We start from the raw sequence: 22097 nt of genomic DNA, 5'->3' as shown, positions 1-22097 counted from the left end.
TGTCTATCAGTTCTGCGGCGGAGGAGGAGGTGCATCCGCGCCTTCGGCACCCTGGCGGGCCGCCATGGCCTGTTGCAGCGCCTGCATCTTGGCGTTGGCATCGGCCTCGCTCATGAAATCGACCATCTCGACTTCGAAAATGAGATCCGAGTTGGCCGGGATGCTGGAACTGGGCGGCGGCGCATCACCATAGGCGAGCTCGGCCGGGATCGTCAGCTTGTACTTGCCACCCTTCTCCATCTGCTGGAGCCCCTGGTAGAAACCATCAATCATCTGGCCTTCCTGAATCAGCATCGGCGTGCCTTCCGGGAATATGCCGGGCGGGATCGGCAAGGGCTGCGAACGGTCGAACTCGGTGCCGTTGGGAAGTGTGCCCACATACTTGACGAAGACAACGTCCCCGACTTCAGGGGAATTGCCGGTTCCGGCCACCAGTTCATCAATATCGATGCCCTTGGGAACGGCGGCCCAGGCAACCCCGGCACCGATCAGAGCGGCAACGATGACGCCCAGCCACAGCTTGGTCAGCGAACCCTTGGCAATGGGCTGGAGCGGAACGCGAGTAACTTCAGTCATGGCAAGTCCTGATTGATCGAACCCCGAAAAGCGAAGGGCGCGGAAGAGGAAGTCTCCCGCGCCCTTTGGCGTATGCCCGCCGCCACTTCAAGCGCAGCGAAGCAAAGAATCGCAAGCCCTGCGTTTTTGGGCCTACTTGATGCCGTCGCGTTCCATCCGCTTGCGCTCCAGCTTGCGGGCGCGGCGGACAGCAGCAGCCTTTTCACGGGCGCGCTTTTCGCTGGGCTTTTCATAGTGGCGACGCAGCTTCATCTCGCGATACACCCCCTCACGCTGCAGCTTCTTCTTGAGCGCGCGGAGAGCCTGGTCGACATTGTTATCGCGAACCATGATTTGCATAAAGAACGTCACCTCATCAAATGGGGAGAGCCCGCAGAACTGCGCGGGTTGCACCGCAAATTTCCAATTAAAAAAGCGCCGAATCCGCGAGGCGGTCGGCTCACACGAGCGCGCTATATGCAAAATCGCCTCCAAAGGCAAGCTGCTAGCGCGCGATCACTCTTTTGCCGGGATGCAACTTGCCGCTTGGCGAGCATGCCTGTGACCGTCTAAGGCTGCTCGCGTGAGTACACTTCCCCCACTTTACGCCAGCCTCAACGTCGCCCTCGGCGGCGCGATCGGTGCAGTTTTGCGATATCAGGTCGGTCGCTGGATGACCGGTTGGATGGGCGCACAGGCGATGGGCGTCTTTCCCTGGGCCACGCTGGCGATCAACGCCCTGGGCAGTCTGCTGATGGGCGTCCTCGCCGGTTTCCTGTTCAAGATGGCACCCGAGAACACCGACCAGTGGCGCTTGCTCGTCGGCACCGGGATTCTCGGCGGCTTCACCACTTTCAGCGCCTTCAGCCTGGAGGTCTGGGTGATGGTCGAGCGCGGACAACTGGCGTTTGCAGCACTTTACGTGGTTCTTTCCGTTTCGCTGGCGATCAGTGCGCTTGTCTTCGGCCTGATGCTGACGCGGCTGATCGCATGACACGGACAAGCGATCCCGAAAGCGTGCGCCAGTTCACTGTAGGCGCGGATGACGATGGCATTCGCCTCGACCGCTGGTTCAAACGCAACCTGCCGCAGGTCGGCTTTGGCACTGTGAGCCGCTGGGCCCGCACTGGCCAGCTGCGGGTCGATGGCAAGCGCGCAAAGCCGGACGACCGGCTGGAAGAAGGCCAGGTCCTGCGCATCCCGCCCGGCGGCGAAGATCCGGCGCGCAAGCCCGCAGCCCGCAAGCCGCTGTCGCCCGAACAGGTGCAGATGGCGCACGACATGGTGATCCGCGAGACACCGAGCGCGATCGTCCTCAACAAGCCGCCGGGCCTTGCGACTCAGGGTGGCACCAAGACGACCAAGCATGTCGACGGCCTGCTTGATGCCTTTGTCGATTCGGACGACGAAGACGCCCCCCGCCCGCGCCTCGTCCATCGGCTCGACAAGGATACCTCGGGCGTGCTGCTGATCGCTCGTACGCCGGGTGCTGCGGCGTCCTATTCCAAGCGGTTCTCCGGCCGGTCGGCCAAGAAGATCTACTGGGCCCTGGTTGTCGGCGTGCCCGATGTTATGGAGGGCGAAATCGATGCCCCGCTCGCCAAGCAGCCCGGAACCGGTGGCGAGAAGATGCATGTCGATGAGGAGAACGGCCAGCCGGCCAAGACTCGCTACCGCGTTGTCGAACGGGTCGGCAACAAGGCGGCATGGGTCGAGCTTGAGCCGCTGACCGGGCGCACGCACCAGCTGCGCGTCCATATGGCAGCGATGGGTCACCCTATCGTCGGCGACGGCAAGTATGGCGGGCAGGACGCTTTCCTGACCGGCAGCGTCAGCCGCAAGATGCACTTGCACGCGCGGCGTCTGATCATCTCGCAGCCGGGCAGCAAGGGCCAGAGCGGCGGCAAGCTGGATGTGACCGCCGACCTGCCCGAACACTTCGCCGCTTCGATGGAACAGCTGGGTTTCGACCTGTCACTGAGCAAGGCCGCTCCGTTGCGCGAAGACATTACGGAAAAAACCCCGGCGGAGAAGAAGCAGGCTGCGCGCCAGCACGCCAAGCAGTATCGCAAATCGCAGCGCAGTCCGCGGCGCGCACGCGGAGGGCCCGCGACCAAGAAGCTGGGCAAGAAATCGGGTGGTGCGAAGGTAAAGCGAGGCACCAAGCCAGGACGTCCCGGAGGCCGGAAGAAGTGACAGTGAGGCTCGCCGTCTTCGACTGCGATGGCACCCTTGTCGATGGCCAGGGACCGGTCTGCAACGCGATGGAAGCCGCCTTTGCGGAGGCCGGCCTACCCGCACCCGACCGGCGAGACGTCCGCCAGATCGTCGGCCTGAGCCTGCCGGTGGCGATCCGACGGTTGGCCTCCGAAGCCAGCCCAGAGCAGGTGAGTCACGCGGTAGAAGCCTATAAGACCAGCTTCTTCGAGGCCAGGCAAAGGGGAGAGGTACACGAGCCTCTGTTCGAAGGGATCCTGCCGTTGCTCGACCGCTTGCAGGCGACCGGCTGGGCCCTTGCCGTAGCGACGGGCAAGTCGAATCGCGGTTTGCGCACTGTGCTGACCGGGCATGGCCTGCTCGATCGTTTCGCCAGCCTGCAGGGTGCCGACCATCATCCTTCCAAGCCGCACCCGGCAATGCTGGAACTGGCGATCGCAGAGGCTTTGGCCGAGCCTGGCGCCACTGTCATGATCGGCGACACCACATACGATATCGAGATGGGTCGTGCAGCCGGGACCCGCGCGATCGGGGTCGCATGGGGATATCATCCGCCTGAAGCCTTGCTCGAAGCCGGCGCAGAGGCAGTGGCGGAAACGCCGCAAGAATTGGGAGACATGCTCGATGGATGACCAGGAACAGCTCGCTCGCAAACGCTTTCTGATCCTCCAGTTGATCCGCCTCAGCGGTGCTGCAATGGCCCTGTTCGGAGCGGTCATCATCTCCGGACGGCTGATTGATTTCCCTGAACTCGGTTATCTCCTTCTGGTGCTGGGTGCGATGGAGTTCTTCCTCTTGCCCAATCTCATCTCCAAGAGCTGGCGCACCCCCGACCAATGAAACGATTCTGGAAGGACGTGAGCGTCGGCGAGACCGGCGCGGGGTGGCAGGTGCTGCTCGACGGGCGACCGATTAGGACGCAAGGCAAGCGGCCTCAGGCCGTACCCTCACGCACGCTGTGTGAAATGCTGGCCGGCGAATGGGCCGCCCAAGGCGAGAAGATCGACCCCGTCGGCTTCAAGCATCGGGACATGGCTGACTATGCCATCGACATGATCGCTACGAAGGTCGACGATATTCCTGCCAAGCTGCAGGCATTCTTCGAGACCGATACCCTGTGCTACCGGGCCGATCCCGACGAACCGCTCTTCAAGCGCCAGCAAGAAGTGTGGGAGCCGATCGTTGTCGCCTTCGAAGCGCGCGAGAAGGTCAACGTGGAACGGGCCAGCGGCATCATCCACAAGCCCCAGAATGCGCAAGCCCGGGCGATGATCGGATCGCGCATCGAGAACATGGATCCATTCCTGCTCGCGCCTCTATTTGCGACGACTTCACTCGCCGCATCGCTCATCATTGGACTGACAGCCTTGGAGGATGACGCCAATCCGGAGGCGCTGTGGGATGCCGCCAGCCTCGAAGAAGACTGGCAGGTCGAGCTGTGGGGCGAAGATCACGAATCCACGGTCCGGCGCGAAAGGCGCCTGGCGGATTTCAGACGGGCGATGGAATTTGCCCGGGCCGTTCGCACCTGAGCCCTATTCACCAAGCCAATCGGCCACCTGGCCGGCGACATCGTTGGCTGCACGGTTGAGAGCATCGCCAACCGGGCCAACTTCTGCTTCCACGCCGGGAACAATACTCTCGAACCGCCGTGTAGTGATGCTGTCATCGGCGTTCTCGCGGATCGCATCGAAGCGAACGATGACCGAAGATGATCGCGCGTCGTATCCGAATTCGACCAGCGTACCGCGCACCTTGTCGGACGTCGGGAACGTCGGATCGAGGCCGTCGAGCACAACACGGCCGGTCTTGCTGGAGATCGTTTCGGACAGCAGGCGGCGGAACAGGCGGGTAGGCTTCTCGACCCAGACCGCGTCTTTGAGATAGGCGACGGTCGCATCGTCGACCTGCACCGGTACGCGAGTGACGGCAAGTCGCGCCGGGGCATTGGGTTCCAGCACCGTCAGCGCATCCTCCGCTGTACCGGTGGCTCCGCTTCCCGCCGGTGCGGAAAGATCAGCAGTGAGCGAGATCAGGCTCGGCGGCGCTTCACCACCAAAACTGACGCAACCGGCGAGGGTCAGCGCGGCCAGTGGCACGATTGCGGTGCGGACGAGTGTCGAATGCATCAGGCCCCTCATGGTTCGTAGTCCGGCAGCGGCTGAGGCCCCAGCAGGCTGCCGGCCCCTTCGTTTTCCAGCCGTTCGGTCACTGCGCGCAAGGCCTTGCTGGTCTCGCGCAGCTCGGCCAGCGCCGCCTGGGCAGCCGGGAGCGTTTCCTGGTTGAAAGTCTTGGCGGCAGGCTGCGTTTCATCGAGCGTCTTGCTCAGGGATTGCAGCGCCTTGCTGGCTGAACCCAGCGTCCCGCGCAATTCCTTCGCCAGTGCCGCGCCTTCCTGGTTGATGATCTGGTCGGTCGAATTCGTCACCTTTTCGAAAGCGTCGAGCGTTTCGCCTGCTTCGCGCAAGGTGTTCTCCAGCTCTGCCACCGCGCTTTCCATGCGGGGCGTCGCCCGGGCAAGGTCCTCTGTCATGGCATTGGTGTTCTGCAGGATGCCGGCGAGCGCAGCCTGGTTGTCATCGGAGAGCACTTCGGTCAGCCGCTCGGTAAGCGTCGCCAGCCGCTCCAGCAGAAGCGGCGCGTTGGCGAGGATTTCGCCGAAACCGCCAGCCTTCGGCGGGATCACCGGGACGCCTTCGACACAAGTGGTGGTTTCGCAAGTGACCGGCGGGCGACCCTTGCGCGCACCATCGAGGAGGATGGTGGAGACCCCGGTGAACGAGCTTTGCACCGTCGCGGTCGTGCCAACCAACACCGGGACCTCGTCCCGCACGGCAATGCGCACACGGACGAATTCGGGATCGGTCTCCCAAAGCTGGATCTGGCGCACCTGCCCCACCGGCACACCCGCAAATGAGACCTGCGAGCCGGTAGCGAGACCTTCGACCGACTGCTTGAAGAAGATGTCGTACTCCTTCTGCGAGCCCTCGCCGAAGCGGGCCAGCCAGACGATGAACGCCACCAGCGCGGCCAGCAGGACCAGCGTCACCGCGCCTACCCAGATATGATTTGCCCGCGTTTCCATTGCTTATCCCTTTGAGCCGTTGCTGCGGGAATTGTCCATGGTTTTGGCGCGCAGCTGGCTGGCCTGTGCCGCTCGCCCGCGCGGTCCATTGAAGTACTCCTGGATCCAGGGATGCTCGGTTTCCAGCAATTCGGGGATCGTTCCCACGGCGATCACTTTCCTGTCGGCAATCACTGCCACCCGGTCGCAGATCTCGTAAAGCGTATCCAAGTCATGGGTGATGAGGAATACCGTCAGCCCCAGCGTTTCCTTGAGCTCGCGAGTCAGCCGGTCAAATGCAGCCGCTCCAATCGGGTCGAGTCCGGCGGTCGGCTCATCCAGGAACAGCAGCTCGGGATCAAGCGCCAGCGCCCGGGCCAGGCCGGCGCGCTTTTTCATCCCTCCCGAAAGCTCGGACGGATACTTGCTCGCGGCATTCTCCGGCAGTCCGCTCATCACCACTTTGTAGCGGGCGATGGCATCGACAACATCGGGCTCGAGATCGGGATAGAACTTGCGTAGCGGCACTTGCACATTCTCGGCCACTGTCAGGGTCGAGAACAGCGCCCCGCCCTGGAACAGTACGCCCCAGCGACCGCGTACGCCGATATGCTGGTCCGGATCGACATCGGTGATCGAGTGCCCGAACACATCGACATCGCCGCCCGATGGACGCTGCAGGCCGATGATCGAACGCATCAGCACGCTCTTGCCCGAACCCGAACCTCCGACGACGCCCAGGATCTCGCCGCGCTTGACATCGAGATCGAGGTCTTCGTGGACGGTAAAATCGCCGAACCGGTTGACGAGGCCGCGCACGCGGATCGGAAACTCACCGGTGTAGCGTCCATGCTCGGCAAGGTTGCGATCGGCGGCCATCAACCCCACCCGATTTCCGTGAAGAACACCGCGAAGAACGCGTCGAGCACGATTACCATGAAGATCGCCTGCACCACAGCCTTGGTCGTCCGTGAGCCGACCTCTTCCGAATTCCCGCGGACCTGCATGCCCTGGAAACAGCCCGCCAATGCAACAATCAGGCCGAAAACCGGTGCCTTGATGAGGCCAACCCACAAGTCGTAGGTAGGCACCACATCCTGGATCCGCTCGAGGAAGTTCCAGAACGGAATGCCGAGCGTGAAATCGGAAATGATCGCGCCACCGATGATCGCCATGCAGGCCGAATAGAAGCCCAACAGCGGCATCATCAGGACGGCAGCGAGGATGCGCGGGATAATCAGCGCTTCAGCAGGCGAAATGCCGATCGTGCGCATGGCATCGACTTCTTCGGTCAGCTTCATCGTACCGATCTGCGCAGCAAAAGCCGAGCCGGAACGACCCGCGACCATGATCGCAGTCATCAGCACGCCCAGCTCGCGCAAGGTAATCCGGCCTACGAGGTTGACGGTCAGCGTCTCGGCCCCGAATTGTTCGAGCTGTACCGCGCCCTGCTGTGCAATGACGATACCGATCAGGAAGCTCATCAGGCCGATGATCGGCAAGGCATTGATCCCGACCAGTTCCAGCTGGCGTACCAGCGCCCTTAGGGGGAAACGGCTCGGGTGCATGAGCAGTGTTCCGAAGGCGGTAAGAATAGCGCCGGTGAAACTCACAAGATCGACGAAATGGCGGCTGAACTGGATGACCCGTTCGCCGGTCATGACCACGACGCGCTCGAACAGCGAGCCCTTGTCCGGAGCCATCTCGGCGTCGTTGGAGCTGGCCTCGACTGCGCGTATCAGGCGCAACGCCCGTTCGCCCGCGCCGACAATGCTGGCACCGTGGCGGCGTGCGACCGTGCTGGCCATCCATGCACCCACGGTATCGATTTCCTCGACATCGCTCAGGTCTACCGCCTGGAAATCACCTCCTAGATCGCGCAAGTCCTGGTCGATCGCGCCGATGGTAGACACCAGATAGGGACCGGACAGCCGCAATACCGTGCTGCCATCATCCTGCTGCTGCAGGGTAAAACTTGCCCCTTCCGACATCGCGCCACCTATGCGGGGAAACGCCCCGGCAAGGCAAGCGCCGACTTTGCAGGGGAGATTCAAGCCGCGCGACAATCCCGGTTCGTGCCCCTAGGATCGCCCGCAAGCACCGGATTCGGGCAAGGGAAAGAACAGCAATGCAGTATTTCACGACCGATTTGCGGGATGGGACCTGTGTCCTCACTCTCACCAACCCGCCTTACAACGCGCTCAATTCCGACATCCTCGAGGAAGGTGCAGGCTTGCTGGCCGATTTGGCCGAAGGTCCACCGGCGGGAGGCGTCGTGCTGACCGGGGCTGGCAGCGACTTTACCCGCGGCATGGACACCAAGATCGCGGCGAAACTCTCGCCCGAAGGCGGCAGAAGGGCCCGGGACGCCATCAACAGCTTCTGCGCCAGCCTGCACCGCTTGCCCTGTGCACTGGTCTGCGCCGTCAACGGCCACGCCATCGGCGCGGGTGGGATCATGATGCTGACCGGCGACTGGGTGATCGCTGCGGAAGGGGCCTACCGGATCGGACTGCCCGAAGCGAAAGCGGGGCTGGTCTTCCCGAGTGTGCCGCAGGCGGTGCTCGACCATTGGCTCGACCCCGTGTGGCGACGGCGGCTCGCGCTCACATCGCAGCTGATCGGGCCTGAGGAAGCGGTGGCAGCAGGCATGGCCGACGAGATCGTTGCGCCGGATGCCCTGCTCAACATTGCAGTCGGTCGCGCAGCAGAGCTTATGAGCCAGCCGGGCTTCGTCGCCTGCAAGCGCCAGCTGCGCGCCAAGGCCAATGCCGAGATCGATGCCCTGATGGCCTGACGCGCGAGAAATGTTGCGCTGCACCTAATGGCTTGGCAAGGGGCAGAGCGACATGACACAAGAACTCGACAAGACGTTTGACCCCGCCACTATCGAGGCGCGATGGTACCAGCATTGGGAAGAGAAAGGGCTGTTTCGGCCCGAGCGCCCTGACGCCGAGCCCTTCACCATCGTCAACCCGCCGCCCAATGTGACCGGCAGCCTCCATATCGGCCACGCGCTCGACAACACGCTGCAGGATATCGTCATCCGCTATGAACGCCTGCGCGGCAAGGATGCGCTGTGGGTGGTCGGCACCGACCATGCCGGGATTGCGACGCAAATGGTGGTCGAGCGCCAGCTGGAAGAGCGGCAGGACAAGCGCACCAACTACACCCGCGAAGAATTCAACGACATCGTCTGGAAATGGAAGGCGGAAAGCGGCGGCACCATCACCCGCCAGCTGCGCCGCCTGGGCTGCTCGATGGACTGGAGCCGCGAGCAGTTCACCATGGACGAGCACTTCACCAAGGCGGTGCTCAAGGTGTTCGTGGACCTTTATAACAAGGGCCTGATCTACCGCGACAAGCGGCTGGTGAACTGGGACCCGAAGCTGAAGACTGCGATCAGCGACCTCGAAGTCGAGCAGCAGACGATCCCGGGCAGCTTCTGGCATTTCAAGTATCCGCTCGCAGATGGTGTGACGCTCGATAGTGGGCAGGAATACATCGAAGTCGCCACCACACGGCCCGAGACGATGCTGGCCGATATGGCGGTGGCGGTGCATCCGACCGATGATCGATACTCCAGCGTGGTCGGCAAGCACGTTATCCTGCCGCTGACCGGTCGGCGCATTCCTGTCGTTGCCGACGAGCACGCCGACCCCGAGCTGGGTTCAGGTGCGGTGAAGATCACGCCGGGGCATGATTTCAACGACTTCGAAGTCGGCAAGCGCGCCGGGATCGCGGCGGGCGAGATGCTCAACATGCTCGATGGCGATGCCAATGTCTGCCAGACCGCCGACGGGCTGGTGCCGGAGGAATTTATCGGCCTGCATCGCTTCAAGCGAGACGGCGTCGATGGCGCGCGCGAGCTGGTGGTCCAGCGCCTGAAGGAACAGGGCTACCTGATCCCGCACATCACCAAGACCAAGAAAGGCGAGGAGCAGGAGCTCGACGCCGAGCCCCGCCAGATAGCCACCCCCTTCGGCGACCGCGGCGGCGTGGTGATCGAGCCGTGGCTGACTGACCAGTGGTATGTGAACGCCGAGGAACTGGCGAAGAAGCCGATCGCAGCGGTCAAGAGCGGCGAGATCGAGATCGTCCCCAAGAGCTGGGAAAAGACCTTCTTCAACTGGATGGAGAACATCCAGCCGTGGTGCGTCAGCCGCCAACTATGGTGGGGGCACCGGATCCCGGCTTGGTATGGCGACAATGGCGAATGCTATGTTGCCATGTCCGAGGCTGAAGCGCAGGCGCAGGCCGGCGAAGGCGTCGCCCTAACGCAGGACAGCGACGTCCTCGACACCTGGTTCTCCTCCGCCCTCTGGCCCTTCGCGACGCTCGGCTGGCCGGACGAGAGCGCGCTGCTGGAAAAGCACTACCCCAACGACCTGCTGATCTCTGGCTTCGACATCCTTTTCTTCTGGGACGCCCGGATGATGATGGCGGGGTATTTCAACACCGGGCAGGCCCCGTGGCCCAAGCTCTACCTCCACGGCCTCGTCCGCGCCGCGGACGGCTCGAAGATGTCCAAGTCCAAGGGCAATGTCGTCGATCCGCTGATCCTGATCGACCAGTATGGCGCCGATGCCATGCGCTTCTTCATGGCGGCGATGGAAAGCCAGGGTCGCGACATCAAGATGGATGAGAAGCGGGTCGAGGGATACCGCAACTTCGCCACCAAACTGTGGAACGCGACGCGCTTCTGCCAGTCCAACGGCATCGGCGCGAGCGATACGCTGGCGGCACCCGAAGCGCGCCTCGCCGCCAACCAGTGGATCATCGGCGAAGTCCAGCAAACGGTCGAAGCGCTCGACGAAGCGATGGCCGGCCTGCGCTTCGATGCCGCAGCCAATACGATCTATCACTTTGTGTGGAGCCGCTTCTGCGACTGGTACCTCGAGCTCATCAAGCCGGTGTTCGCGGAGGGTGCGAGCGAAGCTGCCGCCGCCGAAACCCGCGCGGTTGCCGGATGGGTGCTCGACCAGATCCTCGTCATGCTACACCCCTTCATGCCCTTCATCACCGAAGAGCTGTGGCACGCGCAGGGCGAACGCGAGTACGAGCTGATCCTCGCCAAATGGCCCAACCCGCGCGCCAGCGTGAGCAAGGACGCAACCGATGCGATCGACTGGGTGATCGAGCTGACCGGCAATGTCCGTTCGGCCAAGAACGAGCTGGGCATCGCGCCGGGCGCAAAGCTGGCGGCTTTCCTGCCGCAACCATCCGGCGTAGCCAGCCGCACCATCGAGCGCAGCAGCGCCGCGATAGAACGCCTCGCGCGGCTGACCCCGGTCACCGTGGGCGAAGCGCCCGCTGGCCCGGCCATGCAGGTCACCGCCGGTAGCGACGTATTCGTGATCCCACTCGAAGGCATCATCGATATCGACGCCGAGAAGGCCCGCCTCGAGAAGGCGCTCGCCGCCTCGGAGAAGGAAGCCAAATCGCTCGATGGCCGTTTGTCGAACGCCAACTTCGTCGAACGCGCCGCGCCCGAAGCGGTGGAGAAGGCCAAGGCCGACTTCGCCCACCACAGCGCCGAAGTCGAGCGGCTCAAGGCGGCGCTGGCGCGGTTGGGATGACGTGGCGCAGCTAGTCCTCGCCACAGACGACTCGGGCGGGCCGGAGATCTTTGCCTCCGTCCAGGGTGAGGGGCCAAGCGCAGGCACGCCGGTGGCTTTCGTCCGGCTCAGCCGCTGCAACCTCGCCTGCGTGTGGTGCGACACCGCCTACACCTGGCGTTTCGAAGGCGACAACCGCCCGCATCGCAGCGGCGAGACCTACGCGCGCAAGGCCAACCAGCTCTCGCTCGAACCCGCAGACGTGGCCGAGCGGATCGCGGCGCTGGGGCAGAAGCGGCTCGTCATCACAGGCGGCGAACCCTTGCTGCAGGCCGGGCCGCTGGCGGAGATGCTTGAGCACTTGCCCGACATGTCAGTGGAAGTCGAAACCAACGGCACCACCAAGGCCCCGCCCCGGCTCGATATCCGCATCGACCAGTACAATGTCAGCCCCAAGCTCGCGCATTCGGGCAATCCGGCCGATCTCGCGCTGATCCCCGAGCGGCTCGACAGCTATGCGCTCGATGAGCGGGCGTTCTTCAAGTTCGTGATCGCCGAACCTGGCGATGTCGACGAGGTACTGGTACTGCAACGCGCCCACGCCATTCCCCCGCAGCGCATCTTCCTGATGCCCGAAGGGACCGACAGCGCGACCCTGCGCCGGCGCGAGGAATGGCTGGTGCAGCTATGCCTGGAGCATGGATACGGCCTCTCGGACCGGCTCCACATCCACCTGTTCGGAGATACCAGGGGAACGTGAATGTCTTGGCTGCGGAGCACGGCGCGCAGCGCTGCAAGCGCGACCGCGCACCCGCAGCAGCCTGACTGGAAGGAGGAATAGCCGCGAGGACGCTCCCACGGAGGTGGGAGCGCAAAGCTATCCTTGAGCGCGCCACCTCTGGACCACGCGCCCGACCGAATCCTCTTCGCCGCCGCTCTGGTTCCACAGCTCGATGAAGCTCGGGTCTTCCGACGCCGGACGCTTGGACTCTTCGAGATTGTCGAACGAGACGCGGATCGGGATCGCCACACCTTCGCCGCAGACGATGCATTCGCGGTTGCGCAGTGCGGGGATGGAATCGAGGAAACCGCGCGCGCCTTCGGGCATGGCGGCTTTCACGAAGGCCTGGTCGCGCTCGTTGTTGAGACGCATCGAGATGATGGTGCCGCACTGCGACAACACGCCTTCGGCAAGGTCGGACGGACGCTGGGTGATGAGGCCCAGAGAGATACCGTACTTACGGCCTTCCTTGGCGATACGGCTGAGGATGTCGCCAACCGACGAGCCATCGGCGTTCTTCTCGCTCGGCACGTAGCGGTGCGCTTCCTCGCAGACCAGCAGGATCGGCCGCGTGCGCTCTTCGCGGGCCCAGATCGCGTAGTCGAAGACCAGGCGGCTGAGCACTGCCACCACGGTGCTGGTGATGTCCGAGGGGACGCCGGACACGTCGATGATCGCGATCGGCTTGCCGTCGCTCGGCATGCGGAAGATCTTGGAAATGAACTCGGCCATGGTGTCGCCCACCAGCATGCCGGAGAACATGAACTGGTAGCGCGGGTCGCCCTTGAGCTCTTCGAGCTTGGTCTTGATGCGCATGTAGGGCGCCGAGGAGTGCGCCTTGTCCAACTTGCCCATCTCGTCTGCAACGGCGGCTGAGAGGTCAGACAGCAGGTAGGGAATCGGCGAGTCGACAGTGATCTTGCCCAACAACTCGGCCAGCCGGTTCTTCTGCCGCGCCTTGAGCAGGCATTTGGCGAGGATGTCTTCGTCGGTTTGCCGATCGTTGCCGGTCGTGGTCAGCAGCACTTCGCAGTGTTCCTGGAAGTTCATCAGCCAGTATGGCATCTGCAGGTTCGACACGTCGAGGATGAGACCGGTGTTCTTGAAAGCCGCCGAATACTCGCCGTGCGGGTCGATCATCAGGATATGCCCGGCGGGCGCTGCTTCGCAGATCCGGTGCAGGATCAGCGCGGCGCTGGTCGACTTACCGGTACCGGTGGAGCCGAGCAGCGCGAAGTGCTTGCCCAGCATGGCGTCCACATAAAGCCCGGCGCGAATATCCTTGGTCGGATAGACTGTGCCGATCTGGATGTTGGAGCGCCCATCGCTAGCGTAAACCATTTTCAGGTCGGCCGTGCTGGCCGGGTAGATATAGGCTCCGGGGACAGGATACCGGGTGACCCCGCGCTTGAAGCTGTGAATGCGACCGGTGAGCTTCTCTTCCTGGCCTTCACCAAGGAAGTCGATGTTGGCAATGATCCCGCCGTTCTGGCGCCGGTCCTGGCGCTGGTTTCGGACGCTCGCCAGCAGCCAGCTGTTGCCAACCTTGATCTTGATCTGGCTACCGACCTGGCCGGCAAGGGCGACCGAAGGATCCTGGTCCTTCATGCATTCATTGAGCCGCTGCAGGTCAAGCGCGATCTGCGAGCCCGAACCGGCGATCTCCAGCACGACGCCAATGGGCTTGGCGGTGTTGTCGACGGGTTTGCCCTGCGCCTGTCCGGCAGGCGCAGCCGCGCGGATATCCTGGTTGCCCATGTCAGTCATGTATTCGGACCTCGATCCCCAATGTGGTGTTACCCGCCGGGCATAGGCGAATTGGGGTTAAGAACGCGTCAACCGCGCTGCAAGAGGTTCAGATCATGGCAAAAAGCCGACCGGCCAGCCAACCCATGCCGACCGAGAGACCGATCGCCACCAGCCCGTAAAGAAACGACCAATATAGCGCTGCCGTTTCCACGAAGCGCTCGAAGCCAACCTTCTCCACCTCGACTTCGGCTATGGCAGAGGCAATCACACGTCCCCTGCTGACAGCGAACGTTTCTGCCGTGTAGGTCCCCGCATGGACATTCGAAGGCAGTGCAATGCGCGCCTGGTACAGCACCCCTTCGCGAAGCTGGACCCCGCGGAAGTCCTGCTTGTAGAGCCCCAGGCGTTGCCGCAAGTCGACCAGCCCGTCACGAAAGCGGGCCTGTTCTTCCGGGTCGATCGTACCACTGGGAGAAAGCTGGATGAAATCCGTCCCGAATTCGAAAATCGCCGCAGTGCGGTCATCCACGATCCGGTCAATGGGACGGTTCGAAGCAACCGCAAAATAGGACGGCGCAGAGCGGAAATCCATGCTCTCCGCGTTCATCCAGATACCGCCGATCTGCTGCTTCTCGCGCAACAGGATCGGCTGGGTCGGCCCCTTGAGGACGACGATAATGTCGTATTCCTCGCTCATCCGCCGTCCTTGCGGGTCGAGCACCGCTCCAAACAGCAGCAGTTCCGTACCAGTAAAGCCCTGTCGCAGTTCGACCTTGTGCTGCGAAACCTCGGGCACCAGCACCGGGTCGCTTTGCGCAGTCAGCGCAAAGAATGCCAGCATCAGGGCAAGAAGCCGGTTCACAACAAGGTCACCGAATAGATTTCGTCCGGTGCCACGCCCAGTCCGAACAGCATCCGCAGGGCGATCAGGATCACGATCGATGCCAGCACCAGACGCAGGATATCCGGGCGGGCCTTCAGAGCGATCTTGGTACCGAACTGTGCCCCCATGACTGATCCGATCAGCAACAGGCCCGCAAGGATCAGGTCAACTGCCTTGGTCGTGAGGGCGTGAGTCATTGTCGTCGCCATGGTTACGAACAGGATGTTGAACAGCGATGTGCCGACCACGACCCGCCCGCTCATGCCGAGAATGTACAGCATGGCCGGGACCAGCATGAAACCACCACCGACACCCATCAGCATGGTCAGTATGCCGACAAGAAATCCAAGGATCAAAGGTGCCAGAGGAGAGATGTAGAGCCCGCTACGATAGAACCGCCAGCGATAGGGTAGCGAGGCTACCAGCGGATGGTGGCGACGCTTGGCTGCCACGGGTTCGCTGCCACGTCTGCGAGCAAATATCGCGTCAAGCGCTTCGCGGAGCATGAGCGAGCCGATTGTGCCCAGCATCAGGACGTAGAGCACATTGATGACGACATCGATCTGGCCGAGCGACTGCAGCAACCGGAACAGCAGAGCCCCCACCATTGCCCCCAGGATGCCGCCCACGACAAGCACTGCGCCCATGCGATAATCGACCCCGCCTGCCCGCTGATGCGCCAGCACGCCGGAGACGCTGGCCCCGGTTACCTGCGTTGCGGCCGAGGCGGCGGCCACTGTTGGCGAAATGCCGTAGAAAATCAGCAGCGGCGTTGTGAGAAAGCCGCCGCCAACACCGAACAGTCCGGACAGGATCCCTGTCAGTACGCCAAGCGCAATGATCACCAGTCCATTGACTGAGAGATTGGCGATAGGGAGATAGACGTCCATGGGCGTCCCAGCCGTAGCCGAGGGCTGCGCCGGAGAAAAGCGGCGCTGCGCTAGAATCCGGTGCTTAGTGTGACGGTGACGCCCGATCCGGGTTCGGCACTGCCGGCCAGTCGCAAGCGATAGTCGAGATGAAGGCGGACAGGCACATCCCCGATTCTCGCCCCGACGCTGGCCGTTGGTCCCAAATCTAAGCGGGCTGCACCTTTCTGCGCTCCGCCCCAGGCGCCGGCACCCACCCGCACCTTGCTCCCGCCCATCCGCATTGCTTCGCGCTCGATACGCACCTGCCCGTCGATGAAACCAGTGGCAAAGTCTCCGCCGACATAGCCAGCCTGGGCGTAAGCCTCGGCCTCAATCTCTTCGGTGACAGCCAACGGCTGGAGGTCCGTCACAACGTAGGCCGCAGGGCGCAGGAGTGTGCCGCCCGTCGTCTCAGTAACGCGCAACTCGGCCTGAGGGGTGAGAGGCACCCTGGCGAATGGTTTGAATCCTGCCCCGACGGCAAGATCTGTCTCGCCCTGGTCCACCAGCGCCTGGCTCGCCCGGGCAAAAAGGAATGGCGAGGCCTTGCTTCCCAACCGATAGCGCAGCACCGCGCCAATCTGGTTGGCCCCATAGCTGGCAGGGCGGCCACCGGCACTGACGGTGGCGACTGTACCTCCCTCGCGAACCATTACCCAGCTATCGAGCCGCCACGACTTTTCCTCGGTTGGCGGCGGTTCGAAAAGGTCACGATCACCAGCTTCACCCGCAGCTCGATGAACTCCTTCAGCAGGCGGCAGCGGCGACGGAGCTGGTAGGTTGCTCCCCCCTTCGCCGTGTGGCCGAAGGTCCTGCACTGGCGGACTGGCGGTGGTATCGCGCATGCGCTGATAGGGCGGGGATGCCGGCGCTGCCTTCCAAACCCTCCCTGCCGCCTGGTATCCTTCGACAAAGCTGTCCGTTGCCTCTGTGTCGCTGGGAGCGGTTGCAGGCGACGCCTTGGCAGTCAGCTCAATGTCAGCTCCGCGCTTCAACTTCGCATCAGCCTGCCCTGCAGCGTCGCTGGTGAACGGCGGGCTCCACAAGATCACGCGGCCACTCAGCCACAGGCCTAGGATCGTACCCAGCACGATCAGCGGTTGCCCCCTTCGCCTGTCTGAACTGCTCAAGCGCGCACCTCGTCCTGCTTGAGCTGCGCGGCATGGTGATGGTGTTCAGTCTTGTCCCACCTGACGGCGTTGCCCGACAATACTCCTAGGTAGGCGGCAAAGGCGCGGCGTCCGGCCATGATGGCGATGACATTGGCCACTGGAATCCGCAAAATGGACCGCAAGCCTTCAACCAGCCCATATTCACGAGCGGTGAAGGCAAAGCGGAAGAACGCCCTCCACACAAGGCTCGCCAGGTTGAACAGCAGAAGCGCCTTGAGTACCAGGCTCAGCCGGATGGCGGGTGCCAGCCCAATCGCTGACGCCGTCAAGCTGGCAGCAGTCAGGACCAGCAAGAGATAGGCAATTGCGAGGACAAGGGCCGTAAAGGGACCGCGTCGATCGCGTATGCGCATCCAGCTTTCCACTGGCGAACGGCTCCAGCCGAGACGGTCCCAGCCCTGGAATGCGATACCGTGCAGCCATCGTGTCTTCTGGCGTACGGCAGCAGCAATGCCGGAGGGGAAGCAGGCTCGGGTTGCTATCAGCCTGCCATCGCGGTTCCGGGCACGCAGGAAGCACATTCGCCCACCATTGCGTGCAATGGCGAGGCCGAGTTCGTAATCTTCGGTAAGGCTGTCAGCGGCAAAGGGGTGTCCGCTGCCGCGTTGTCTGGCGAGATCGGCCAGTTGCGACCTAGCAACAGCGCAACCGACCCCGGCCGAGGGAAGCCCAGCGCCGATCGCATCGCGCACGACCATGGCCTTGCCGTGTGCTTCGGCGAACTCCTCGCAGTAATGGCTTCCAATCCAGCGGGATCCGGGCTGGGCCACCGGCAGCACCGGTAGCTGGACAAAGTCTGTATCTTCCAACGCGCGGTCAAGCAGCGGCAAGGCCTCGGCATCGACCATGTCCTCGGCATCGTGCAACAGGACCATCCGATAGCCCTGGCCCCGGCGCAGCTCATCCTGCTCCAGCGCTTCATACAGTCGGTTGAGGCAATCGGCCTTGGTCGATGGGCCGTCGCGTTCGAGGATTACCAGCCGCAGGCGCCGGTCGCCCGGCGCAGCCGAAGCAGCTGCCGCAATCGTTGCCGGATCGTTGCGATAACATCCGACATAGAGTGTGAGGCCTTCTTGCGGCCATGCTTCCAACGCGTGGCCGATGGTGGTCGCGATGACTTTTTCTTCGTCCCAGGCTGGAACCAGAACCGCTACCGGCCCCTTTAAAGGCAAGGCATTACGCGACGGGTCAATTTGCGCCGATTGCGCACGCCCACGCAGCCACAGCCACAGCCACACCAAATCGATCGCTAGCTCGTCGAGTGCACCAATGAGGAAAAATAGTCCGGCAAAAAGCAGCAATTCATGCTGGATGAGAAGCAGCCATTCGCCCGCAGAAAAACCTGCGAGATACAAGAGTCCCCCTGACTCTGTCCTCGTTTACAAGGTTAGCTGACCCTATCTTCCCTTGCAACGCGAGAAATATCCATCAAAAGGGCCACCCATAATGATTGACCCTCTCCCCAAGCCTATCGTCAAGCCGCTGGCGCGTGCATTTGCGCCTGTCCGCGCCCTGTTCGTGAGCGATGCTTCTGCCGGCGTCCTGCTGATCCTCGTCGCTGCAGCAGCGATGATCGTCGCCAATTCGCCGCTGGCCGCTGCTTATGAACAATTGTTCTACGGAGAGTTGCGCTGGACACCGATTGCCAAGCTGGATGACCTGCATCTGTGGATCAACGACGGACTGATGGCGGTGTTTTTCTTCGTCGTCGGGCTGGAAGTGAAACGCGAACTCATCTGCGGGCAGCTCTCAAGCCCCGAACAACGTCGCTTGCCCGTTCTCGCCGCGATGGCCGGCATGGCAGTTCCCGCCCTGATCTATGTCTTCGTGGTGGGGATCGACAGCCCGCTGGTACGCGGCTGGGCAATCCCGGCAGCAACCGATATCGCGTTTGCCATGGGTGTCCTGGGCCTGCTGGGGAGCCGAGTGCCCGCTTCGCTGCGGCTGTTTCTGCTGACCGTCGCCATCGTCGATGACATCGGTGCCGTGCTGGTAATTGCCGCATTCTACACGGCCAATCTCAAGCTCATGTGGCTGGGTGTGGCCGCCGTAGTCTTTGCCGTGATGGTTGGCATGAACCATTTCAAGGTCGACCGTATCTGGCCCTACATCCTTGTGGCCCTGGTGCTGTGGGTCGCAGTGCTGTTCTCCGGCGTCCACGCCACCATTGCCGGCGTGCTGGCAGCGCTGACCATTCCGATGCACCGGCAGGACGGGCACTCGTTGCTCGAAAAGCTGGAGCATGGCTTGGCACCCTGGAGCGCCTATCTCGTTGTGCCGATCTTCGGCTTTGCCAATGCGGGCGTAAATTTCGACGGTATCGGGATGGAGCAAGTGCTGGCCCCGCTGCCGCTGGCGATTGCTGCGGGTCTAGTTGTCGGCAAACAAGTGGGGATCTTCGGCATTATCGTCGCCGCCGTGAAGCTGGGCTTCGCCAAGGCACCCGAGAATGCCAACTGGGTGGAGATCTGGGGCGTGAGCATCCTGACCGGGATCGGCTTTACCATGTCGCTGTTCATCAGCGGCCTGGCTTTCACCGAGAGCCGCCTGCTAATCGACGAAGCCAAGATCGGCATCCTCGGTGGGTCGCTGGTCTCAGCGGTCATCGGCTATGTGATCCTGCGGCTAACGACAACGCACCCGGAAGAGAAACCGAGCGAATTCGTCACGCCCTGACAGGCCAGTACAGCCTGGCTAGGGAGCCTACCAGGTACCGCTGTTTTCCATGCTCGCCCAAGGCTCCTGAGGGGGCAAATTGCCTTCCTGCAGCAGTTCGATGGATATGCCGTCGGGCGAACGTACGAAGGCCATATGCCCGTCACGCGGCGGACGATTGATCGTTACGCCGGCGTCCATCATTCGCTGACAGGTCTCGTAGATATTCTCGACCCGATAGGCGAGATGGCCGAAATTGCGACCCCCGACATATTCTTCCGGCGCGCTGCCATCTTCCGGCGGCCAATTGTAGGTGAGTTCGACCTCTGCAGCCCCTTCTTGCCCCGGCGCTGCAAGGAAGATGAGCGTGAAACGTCCCTTCTCGTTGTCGAAGCGCCGCACTTCCTCCAGCCCGATCAGCTTGAAGAAATCGACGGTGGCTTCCGGGTCGCTCACGCGGATCATGGTGTGCAGATATTTGACCATTCAGACTCTCGCTTCAGAATCAGTTCATCGACAGAATTACACAACTCATCGCAGGGTAGCGCGATGGATTGGAGGATGGATGATGACTGAAGTGGGTGCAACGGCAGATGGTTCCGGTACGCAAGGATTTTTCGACGCCACTGCCAAGCGATGGCTCGGAACGGCGGCTGTTGTTTCATTCGGACTGATAGCTGGCGGGTATTTGCTGGGCGATGGCCTCCTCCGAGCGAAGGAGGCGGAGCGATCTGTAACGGTCCGCGGCCTGGCCGAACGCGATGTGACGGCCAATCTTGCGACATGGACGATCAGCTACTCCAGCAGCTCCAGTGACCTGGCCGGGGCGCAGGCCAAGGTCCGGCGCGATACCGATACCATCAAGACCTTCTTCGAGGAGCTTGGGTTTCCCGACGATGCTTTGCAGCCGACCGGGGCCAATGTCTCCAGCTACACGAGCGACGGCGTGACGAGTTACACCGTTCGGCAACGCTTGGCTCTGCGGACTGACGATATTGAGCGGGCTCAGAAAGCGGTGTCCCGCCAATTCGATCTCGTCAGCAAGGGAGTGTTCCTGGAGGAAGGTTCGGGCATGTCCTACAGCTTTACCGACCTCAACAAGATCAAGCCCGAGATGGTGGCGGAAGCGACACGTGACGCGCGTGCGGCGGCAGAACAGTTCGCGGAAGACAGCGGCACCCATGTCGGCGGCATCCGCGATGCGACGCAGGGCTATTTTACTATCGAAGCCCGTGACGGGGAAGCTGGCGGCTGGGGCGTCGCGGATTCGCCATTCAAGAAGGTCAGGGTCGTTACCACGATCGATTTTTCGATCGGCTAGGCCGACCTCAAGCCCAGAACGGAAAAGCCCGCACCGTCTGGGCGGCGCGGGCTTTCCTGGTGGTCCCTGGCGGGAGGCTTACATGCTGTAGCCAATCGTCACGAAGAAACCGGCATCGGTGAAGTCTTCGATCGAAGGGCCTTCGGTATCGACATAGTTGAAGCCGATGCTGAGGTTCTCGCCGACAGCGGCCGAGATACCCAGCCCCCAGTCGAAGGATTCCCCGCTACCCGAGGTAGCGAACACGCCATCGGTATAGCCGAGGTGAGCGGTCAGCGTGAGCGGGGTGTTGGGGATACCCGCTTCGAAGTCGGTGTAGATATAGAGGTTGTCCGACCCGCCCAGCGAGTCCTGGTCCCAGGCGTAAGCGACGCCAAGTGTGGCGCCGACCGGGCCGAGCGTCGTCGAAATCGACGCGTAGGGTTCGAAATAATCCGTCTCCACGCCCAGCAGGTTCGCCAGTTCGCCTTCGGTCGGATAGATGTAGTAAAGCAGGCCGACGTCGACAGTTACTCCGTCGGAAATGTCACCGCTCCAGCCGGCATAAACGTCAAGCTCGAGCTCGCCATACGGTGAGCCGCCGGAAATCGACGACGCCCAGGTGCCGATGTAGAAGCCGCTTGAGTGGCCAAGGTCGATCCCGCCTTGCAGCGCGAAGTCACCATCGGAGAAGGACACGCCGCGGAAACGGTAGTCAGAGACGAGAGCGACATTGCCCGAAAGCTCGAACCCGCTTTCGTCGCCTACCGAATTGGCCTGGTCGTCGGTCGGAATATAGGCGTCGCGCTCTACTGCTGCGAGAGCGATGCTAGCCTGGTCGACAACGGGGTCGACCACATTGTCCGCAGCCGCCGGAGCAGCATCAGGCAAGGCTTCAACAGAAGCAGCCGACGGTTCGGAGAGAAGAGAATCGTCCGCAGCGGTTTCTGCGGCGAATGCCGGGGTTGCCACAAAGGCGCAACCGGCGAGGAGAGGCGCGGTCAGACCGCGAAAGGACGTAAGCATGACAAGCTTCCTTGCGTTAGGGTGTCGCTTCGTCCCACCTGCGCATCGACCGGCTGCTGGTTTTTGATCGCAATCTCGCGTCGATGAGACACAATCATGCACATCTACGCTGCAGTGCACAAGAAAATTGTATCCCCGCCAAGAGACGCGGTGTCAGCGTTGCCATTTGGCATCACTGCGGCAGCTTCGCCACGCGGTTGCGCGTTGCGGTTGCGGTCACGAGTCC

The 22097-nt window shown here is 62.5% G+C and carries 23 protein-coding genes; 10 read left to right on the top strand and 13 right to left on the bottom strand.

All coding sequences use genetic code 11. The annotated features are described in order from the left end of the window. Positions 1–6: 6 nt before the first annotated feature. Complete coding sequence (locus QPW08_RS04655; RefSeq protein WP_284124574.1) at positions 7–576, bottom strand: FKBP-type peptidyl-prolyl cis-trans isomerase; 570 nt, start codon at positions 574–576, stop codon at positions 7–9. A gap of 132 nt (positions 577–708) precedes the next feature. Then, the gene (gene rpsU, locus QPW08_RS04650; protein WP_006834591.1) at positions 709–915 is read right to left on the bottom strand and encodes a 30S ribosomal protein S21; all 207 of its coding nucleotides are present in this window, start codon (positions 913–915) and stop codon (positions 709–711) included. Between the two features lie 223 nt (positions 916–1138). Here rpsU and crcB point away from each other — a divergent pair, with 223 nt between their 5' ends. The 5 genes from crcB to QPW08_RS04625 are packed head-to-tail and all read left to right on the top strand — an operon-like array spanning position 1139 to position 4304. Then, positions 1139–1549 (top strand): fluoride efflux transporter CrcB, encoded by a 411-nt coding sequence (crcB, locus tag QPW08_RS04645; protein ID WP_284124573.1) that lies wholly within the window; start codon positions 1139–1141, stop codon positions 1547–1549. Further along, on the top strand, positions 1546–2751 hold the full coding sequence (locus tag QPW08_RS04640; RefSeq protein WP_284124572.1) for an RluA family pseudouridine synthase: 1206 nt from the start codon (positions 1546–1548) through the stop codon (positions 2749–2751). The genes crcB and QPW08_RS04640 overlap by 4 nt, the downstream gene beginning before the upstream one ends. After that, the gene (locus QPW08_RS04635; protein ID WP_284124571.1) at positions 2748–3404 is read left to right on the top strand and encodes an HAD-IA family hydrolase; all 657 of its coding nucleotides are present in this window, start codon (positions 2748–2750) and stop codon (positions 3402–3404) included. The genes QPW08_RS04640 and QPW08_RS04635 overlap by 4 nt, the downstream gene beginning before the upstream one ends. Beyond that, entirely contained in the window at positions 3397–3612 is a 216-nt protein-coding gene (locus QPW08_RS04630; RefSeq protein ID WP_284124570.1) for a hypothetical protein, read from the top strand. The genes QPW08_RS04635 and QPW08_RS04630 overlap by 8 nt, the downstream gene beginning before the upstream one ends. Continuing rightward, positions 3609–4304, top strand: coding sequence for an ATP12 family chaperone protein (locus QPW08_RS04625; protein ID WP_284124569.1), 696 nt, complete (start codon positions 3609–3611; stop codon positions 4302–4304). The genes QPW08_RS04630 and QPW08_RS04625 overlap by 4 nt, the downstream gene beginning before the upstream one ends. 3 nt (positions 4305–4307) lie before the next feature. Here the strand turns inward: QPW08_RS04625 and QPW08_RS04620 are convergent, their stop codons facing one another. The 4 genes from QPW08_RS04620 to QPW08_RS04605 are packed head-to-tail and all read right to left on the bottom strand — an operon-like array spanning position 4308 to position 7827. Beyond that, positions 4308–4901, bottom strand: a complete 594-nt coding sequence (locus tag QPW08_RS04620) for an ABC-type transport auxiliary lipoprotein family protein (RefSeq protein ID WP_284124568.1) — start codon at positions 4899–4901, stop codon at positions 4308–4310. A gap of 8 nt (positions 4902–4909) precedes the next feature. Beyond that, entirely contained in the window at positions 4910–5857 is a 948-nt protein-coding gene (locus QPW08_RS04615; RefSeq protein WP_284124567.1) for an MlaD family protein, read from the bottom strand. A 3-nt stretch (positions 5858–5860) separates the two neighbouring features. After that, positions 5861–6715: an ABC transporter ATP-binding protein gene (locus tag QPW08_RS04610; protein WP_284124566.1), complete on the bottom strand. Its 855-nt coding sequence runs from the start codon at positions 6713–6715 to the stop codon at positions 5861–5863. Then, a complete protein-coding gene (locus tag QPW08_RS04605) occupies positions 6715–7827 on the bottom strand; it encodes an ABC transporter permease (RefSeq protein WP_284124565.1) in 1113 nt (370 codons plus the stop codon). Before QPW08_RS04605 ends, QPW08_RS04610 begins: the two co-directional genes overlap by 1 nt. Before the next feature lie 137 nt (positions 7828–7964). Between QPW08_RS04605 and QPW08_RS04600 the strand changes: the two genes are divergently transcribed. The 3 genes from QPW08_RS04600 to QPW08_RS04590 are packed head-to-tail and all read left to right on the top strand — an operon-like array spanning position 7965 to position 12154. Then, entirely contained in the window at positions 7965–8633 is a 669-nt protein-coding gene (locus QPW08_RS04600; protein ID WP_284124564.1) for an enoyl-CoA hydratase/isomerase family protein, read from the top strand. Positions 8634–8685: 52 nt separating this feature from the next. Further along, positions 8686–11415 carry a valine--tRNA ligase gene (locus QPW08_RS04595; RefSeq protein ID WP_284124563.1) on the top strand — a complete coding sequence of 910 codons (2730 nt, stop codon included), beginning with the start codon at positions 8686–8688 and terminating at the stop codon, positions 11413–11415. A gap of 1 nt (position 11416) precedes the next feature. Then, entirely contained in the window at positions 11417–12154 is a 738-nt protein-coding gene (locus tag QPW08_RS04590; protein WP_284124562.1) for a 7-carboxy-7-deazaguanine synthase QueE, read from the top strand. 117 nt (positions 12155–12271) lie between these two features. Here the strand turns inward: QPW08_RS04590 and QPW08_RS04585 are convergent, their stop codons facing one another. The 5 genes from QPW08_RS04585 to QPW08_RS04565 form a co-directional block, all read right to left on the bottom strand. Beyond that, complete coding sequence (locus tag QPW08_RS04585; RefSeq protein ID WP_407674547.1) at positions 12272–13942, bottom strand: ATP-binding protein; 1671 nt, start codon at positions 13940–13942, stop codon at positions 12272–12274. Positions 13943–14030: 88 nt separating this feature from the next. Then, positions 14031–14765, bottom strand: a complete 735-nt coding sequence (locus tag QPW08_RS04580) for a TIGR02186 family protein (RefSeq protein ID WP_284124561.1) — start codon at positions 14763–14765, stop codon at positions 14031–14033. 17 nt (positions 14766–14782) lie between these two features. Then, positions 14783–15697, bottom strand: coding sequence for a sulfite exporter TauE/SafE family protein (locus tag QPW08_RS04575; protein ID WP_284124560.1), 915 nt, complete (start codon positions 15695–15697; stop codon positions 14783–14785). A gap of 50 nt (positions 15698–15747) precedes the next feature. Continuing rightward, complete coding sequence (locus QPW08_RS04570) at positions 15748–16809, bottom strand: hypothetical protein (RefSeq protein ID WP_284124559.1); 1062 nt, start codon at positions 16807–16809, stop codon at positions 15748–15750. Positions 16810–16844: 35 nt separating this feature from the next. Beyond that, positions 16845–18245, bottom strand: coding sequence for a glycosyl transferase family protein (locus tag QPW08_RS04565; protein WP_284124558.1), 1401 nt, complete (start codon positions 18243–18245; stop codon positions 16845–16847). A gap of 91 nt (positions 18246–18336) precedes the next feature. On the opposite strand from QPW08_RS04565, the gene nhaA reads away from it, so the two are divergent. Further along, positions 18337–19566, top strand: a complete 1230-nt coding sequence (gene nhaA, locus QPW08_RS04560; protein ID WP_284124557.1) for a Na+/H+ antiporter NhaA — start codon at positions 18337–18339, stop codon at positions 19564–19566. 27 nt (positions 19567–19593) lie between these two features. Here nhaA and QPW08_RS04555 read toward each other — a convergent pair whose 3' ends face one another. Beyond that, a complete protein-coding gene (locus tag QPW08_RS04555) occupies positions 19594–20031 on the bottom strand; it encodes a VOC family protein (protein WP_284124556.1) in 438 nt (145 codons plus the stop codon). Between the two features lie 82 nt (positions 20032–20113). Between QPW08_RS04555 and QPW08_RS04550 the strand changes: the two genes are divergently transcribed. After that, on the top strand, positions 20114–20866 hold the full coding sequence (locus tag QPW08_RS04550; RefSeq protein WP_284126294.1) for an SIMPL domain-containing protein: 753 nt from the start codon (positions 20114–20116) through the stop codon (positions 20864–20866). A 78-nt stretch (positions 20867–20944) separates the two neighbouring features. On the opposite strand, the gene QPW08_RS04545 is transcribed toward QPW08_RS04550, so the two are convergent. Next, positions 20945–21871, bottom strand: a complete 927-nt coding sequence (locus QPW08_RS04545) for a TorF family putative porin (RefSeq protein ID WP_284124555.1) — start codon at positions 21869–21871, stop codon at positions 20945–20947. Positions 21872–22097 lie beyond the last annotated feature (226 nt).

The sequence above is a fragment of the Parerythrobacter aestuarii genome (genome assembly GCF_030140925.1).
Taxonomy (GTDB): domain Bacteria; phylum Pseudomonadota; class Alphaproteobacteria; order Sphingomonadales; family Sphingomonadaceae; genus Parerythrobacter; species Parerythrobacter aestuarii.
Note: the sequence above shows the minus strand (reverse complement) of the source record. Positions and strands in the feature narration are given on the sequence as shown.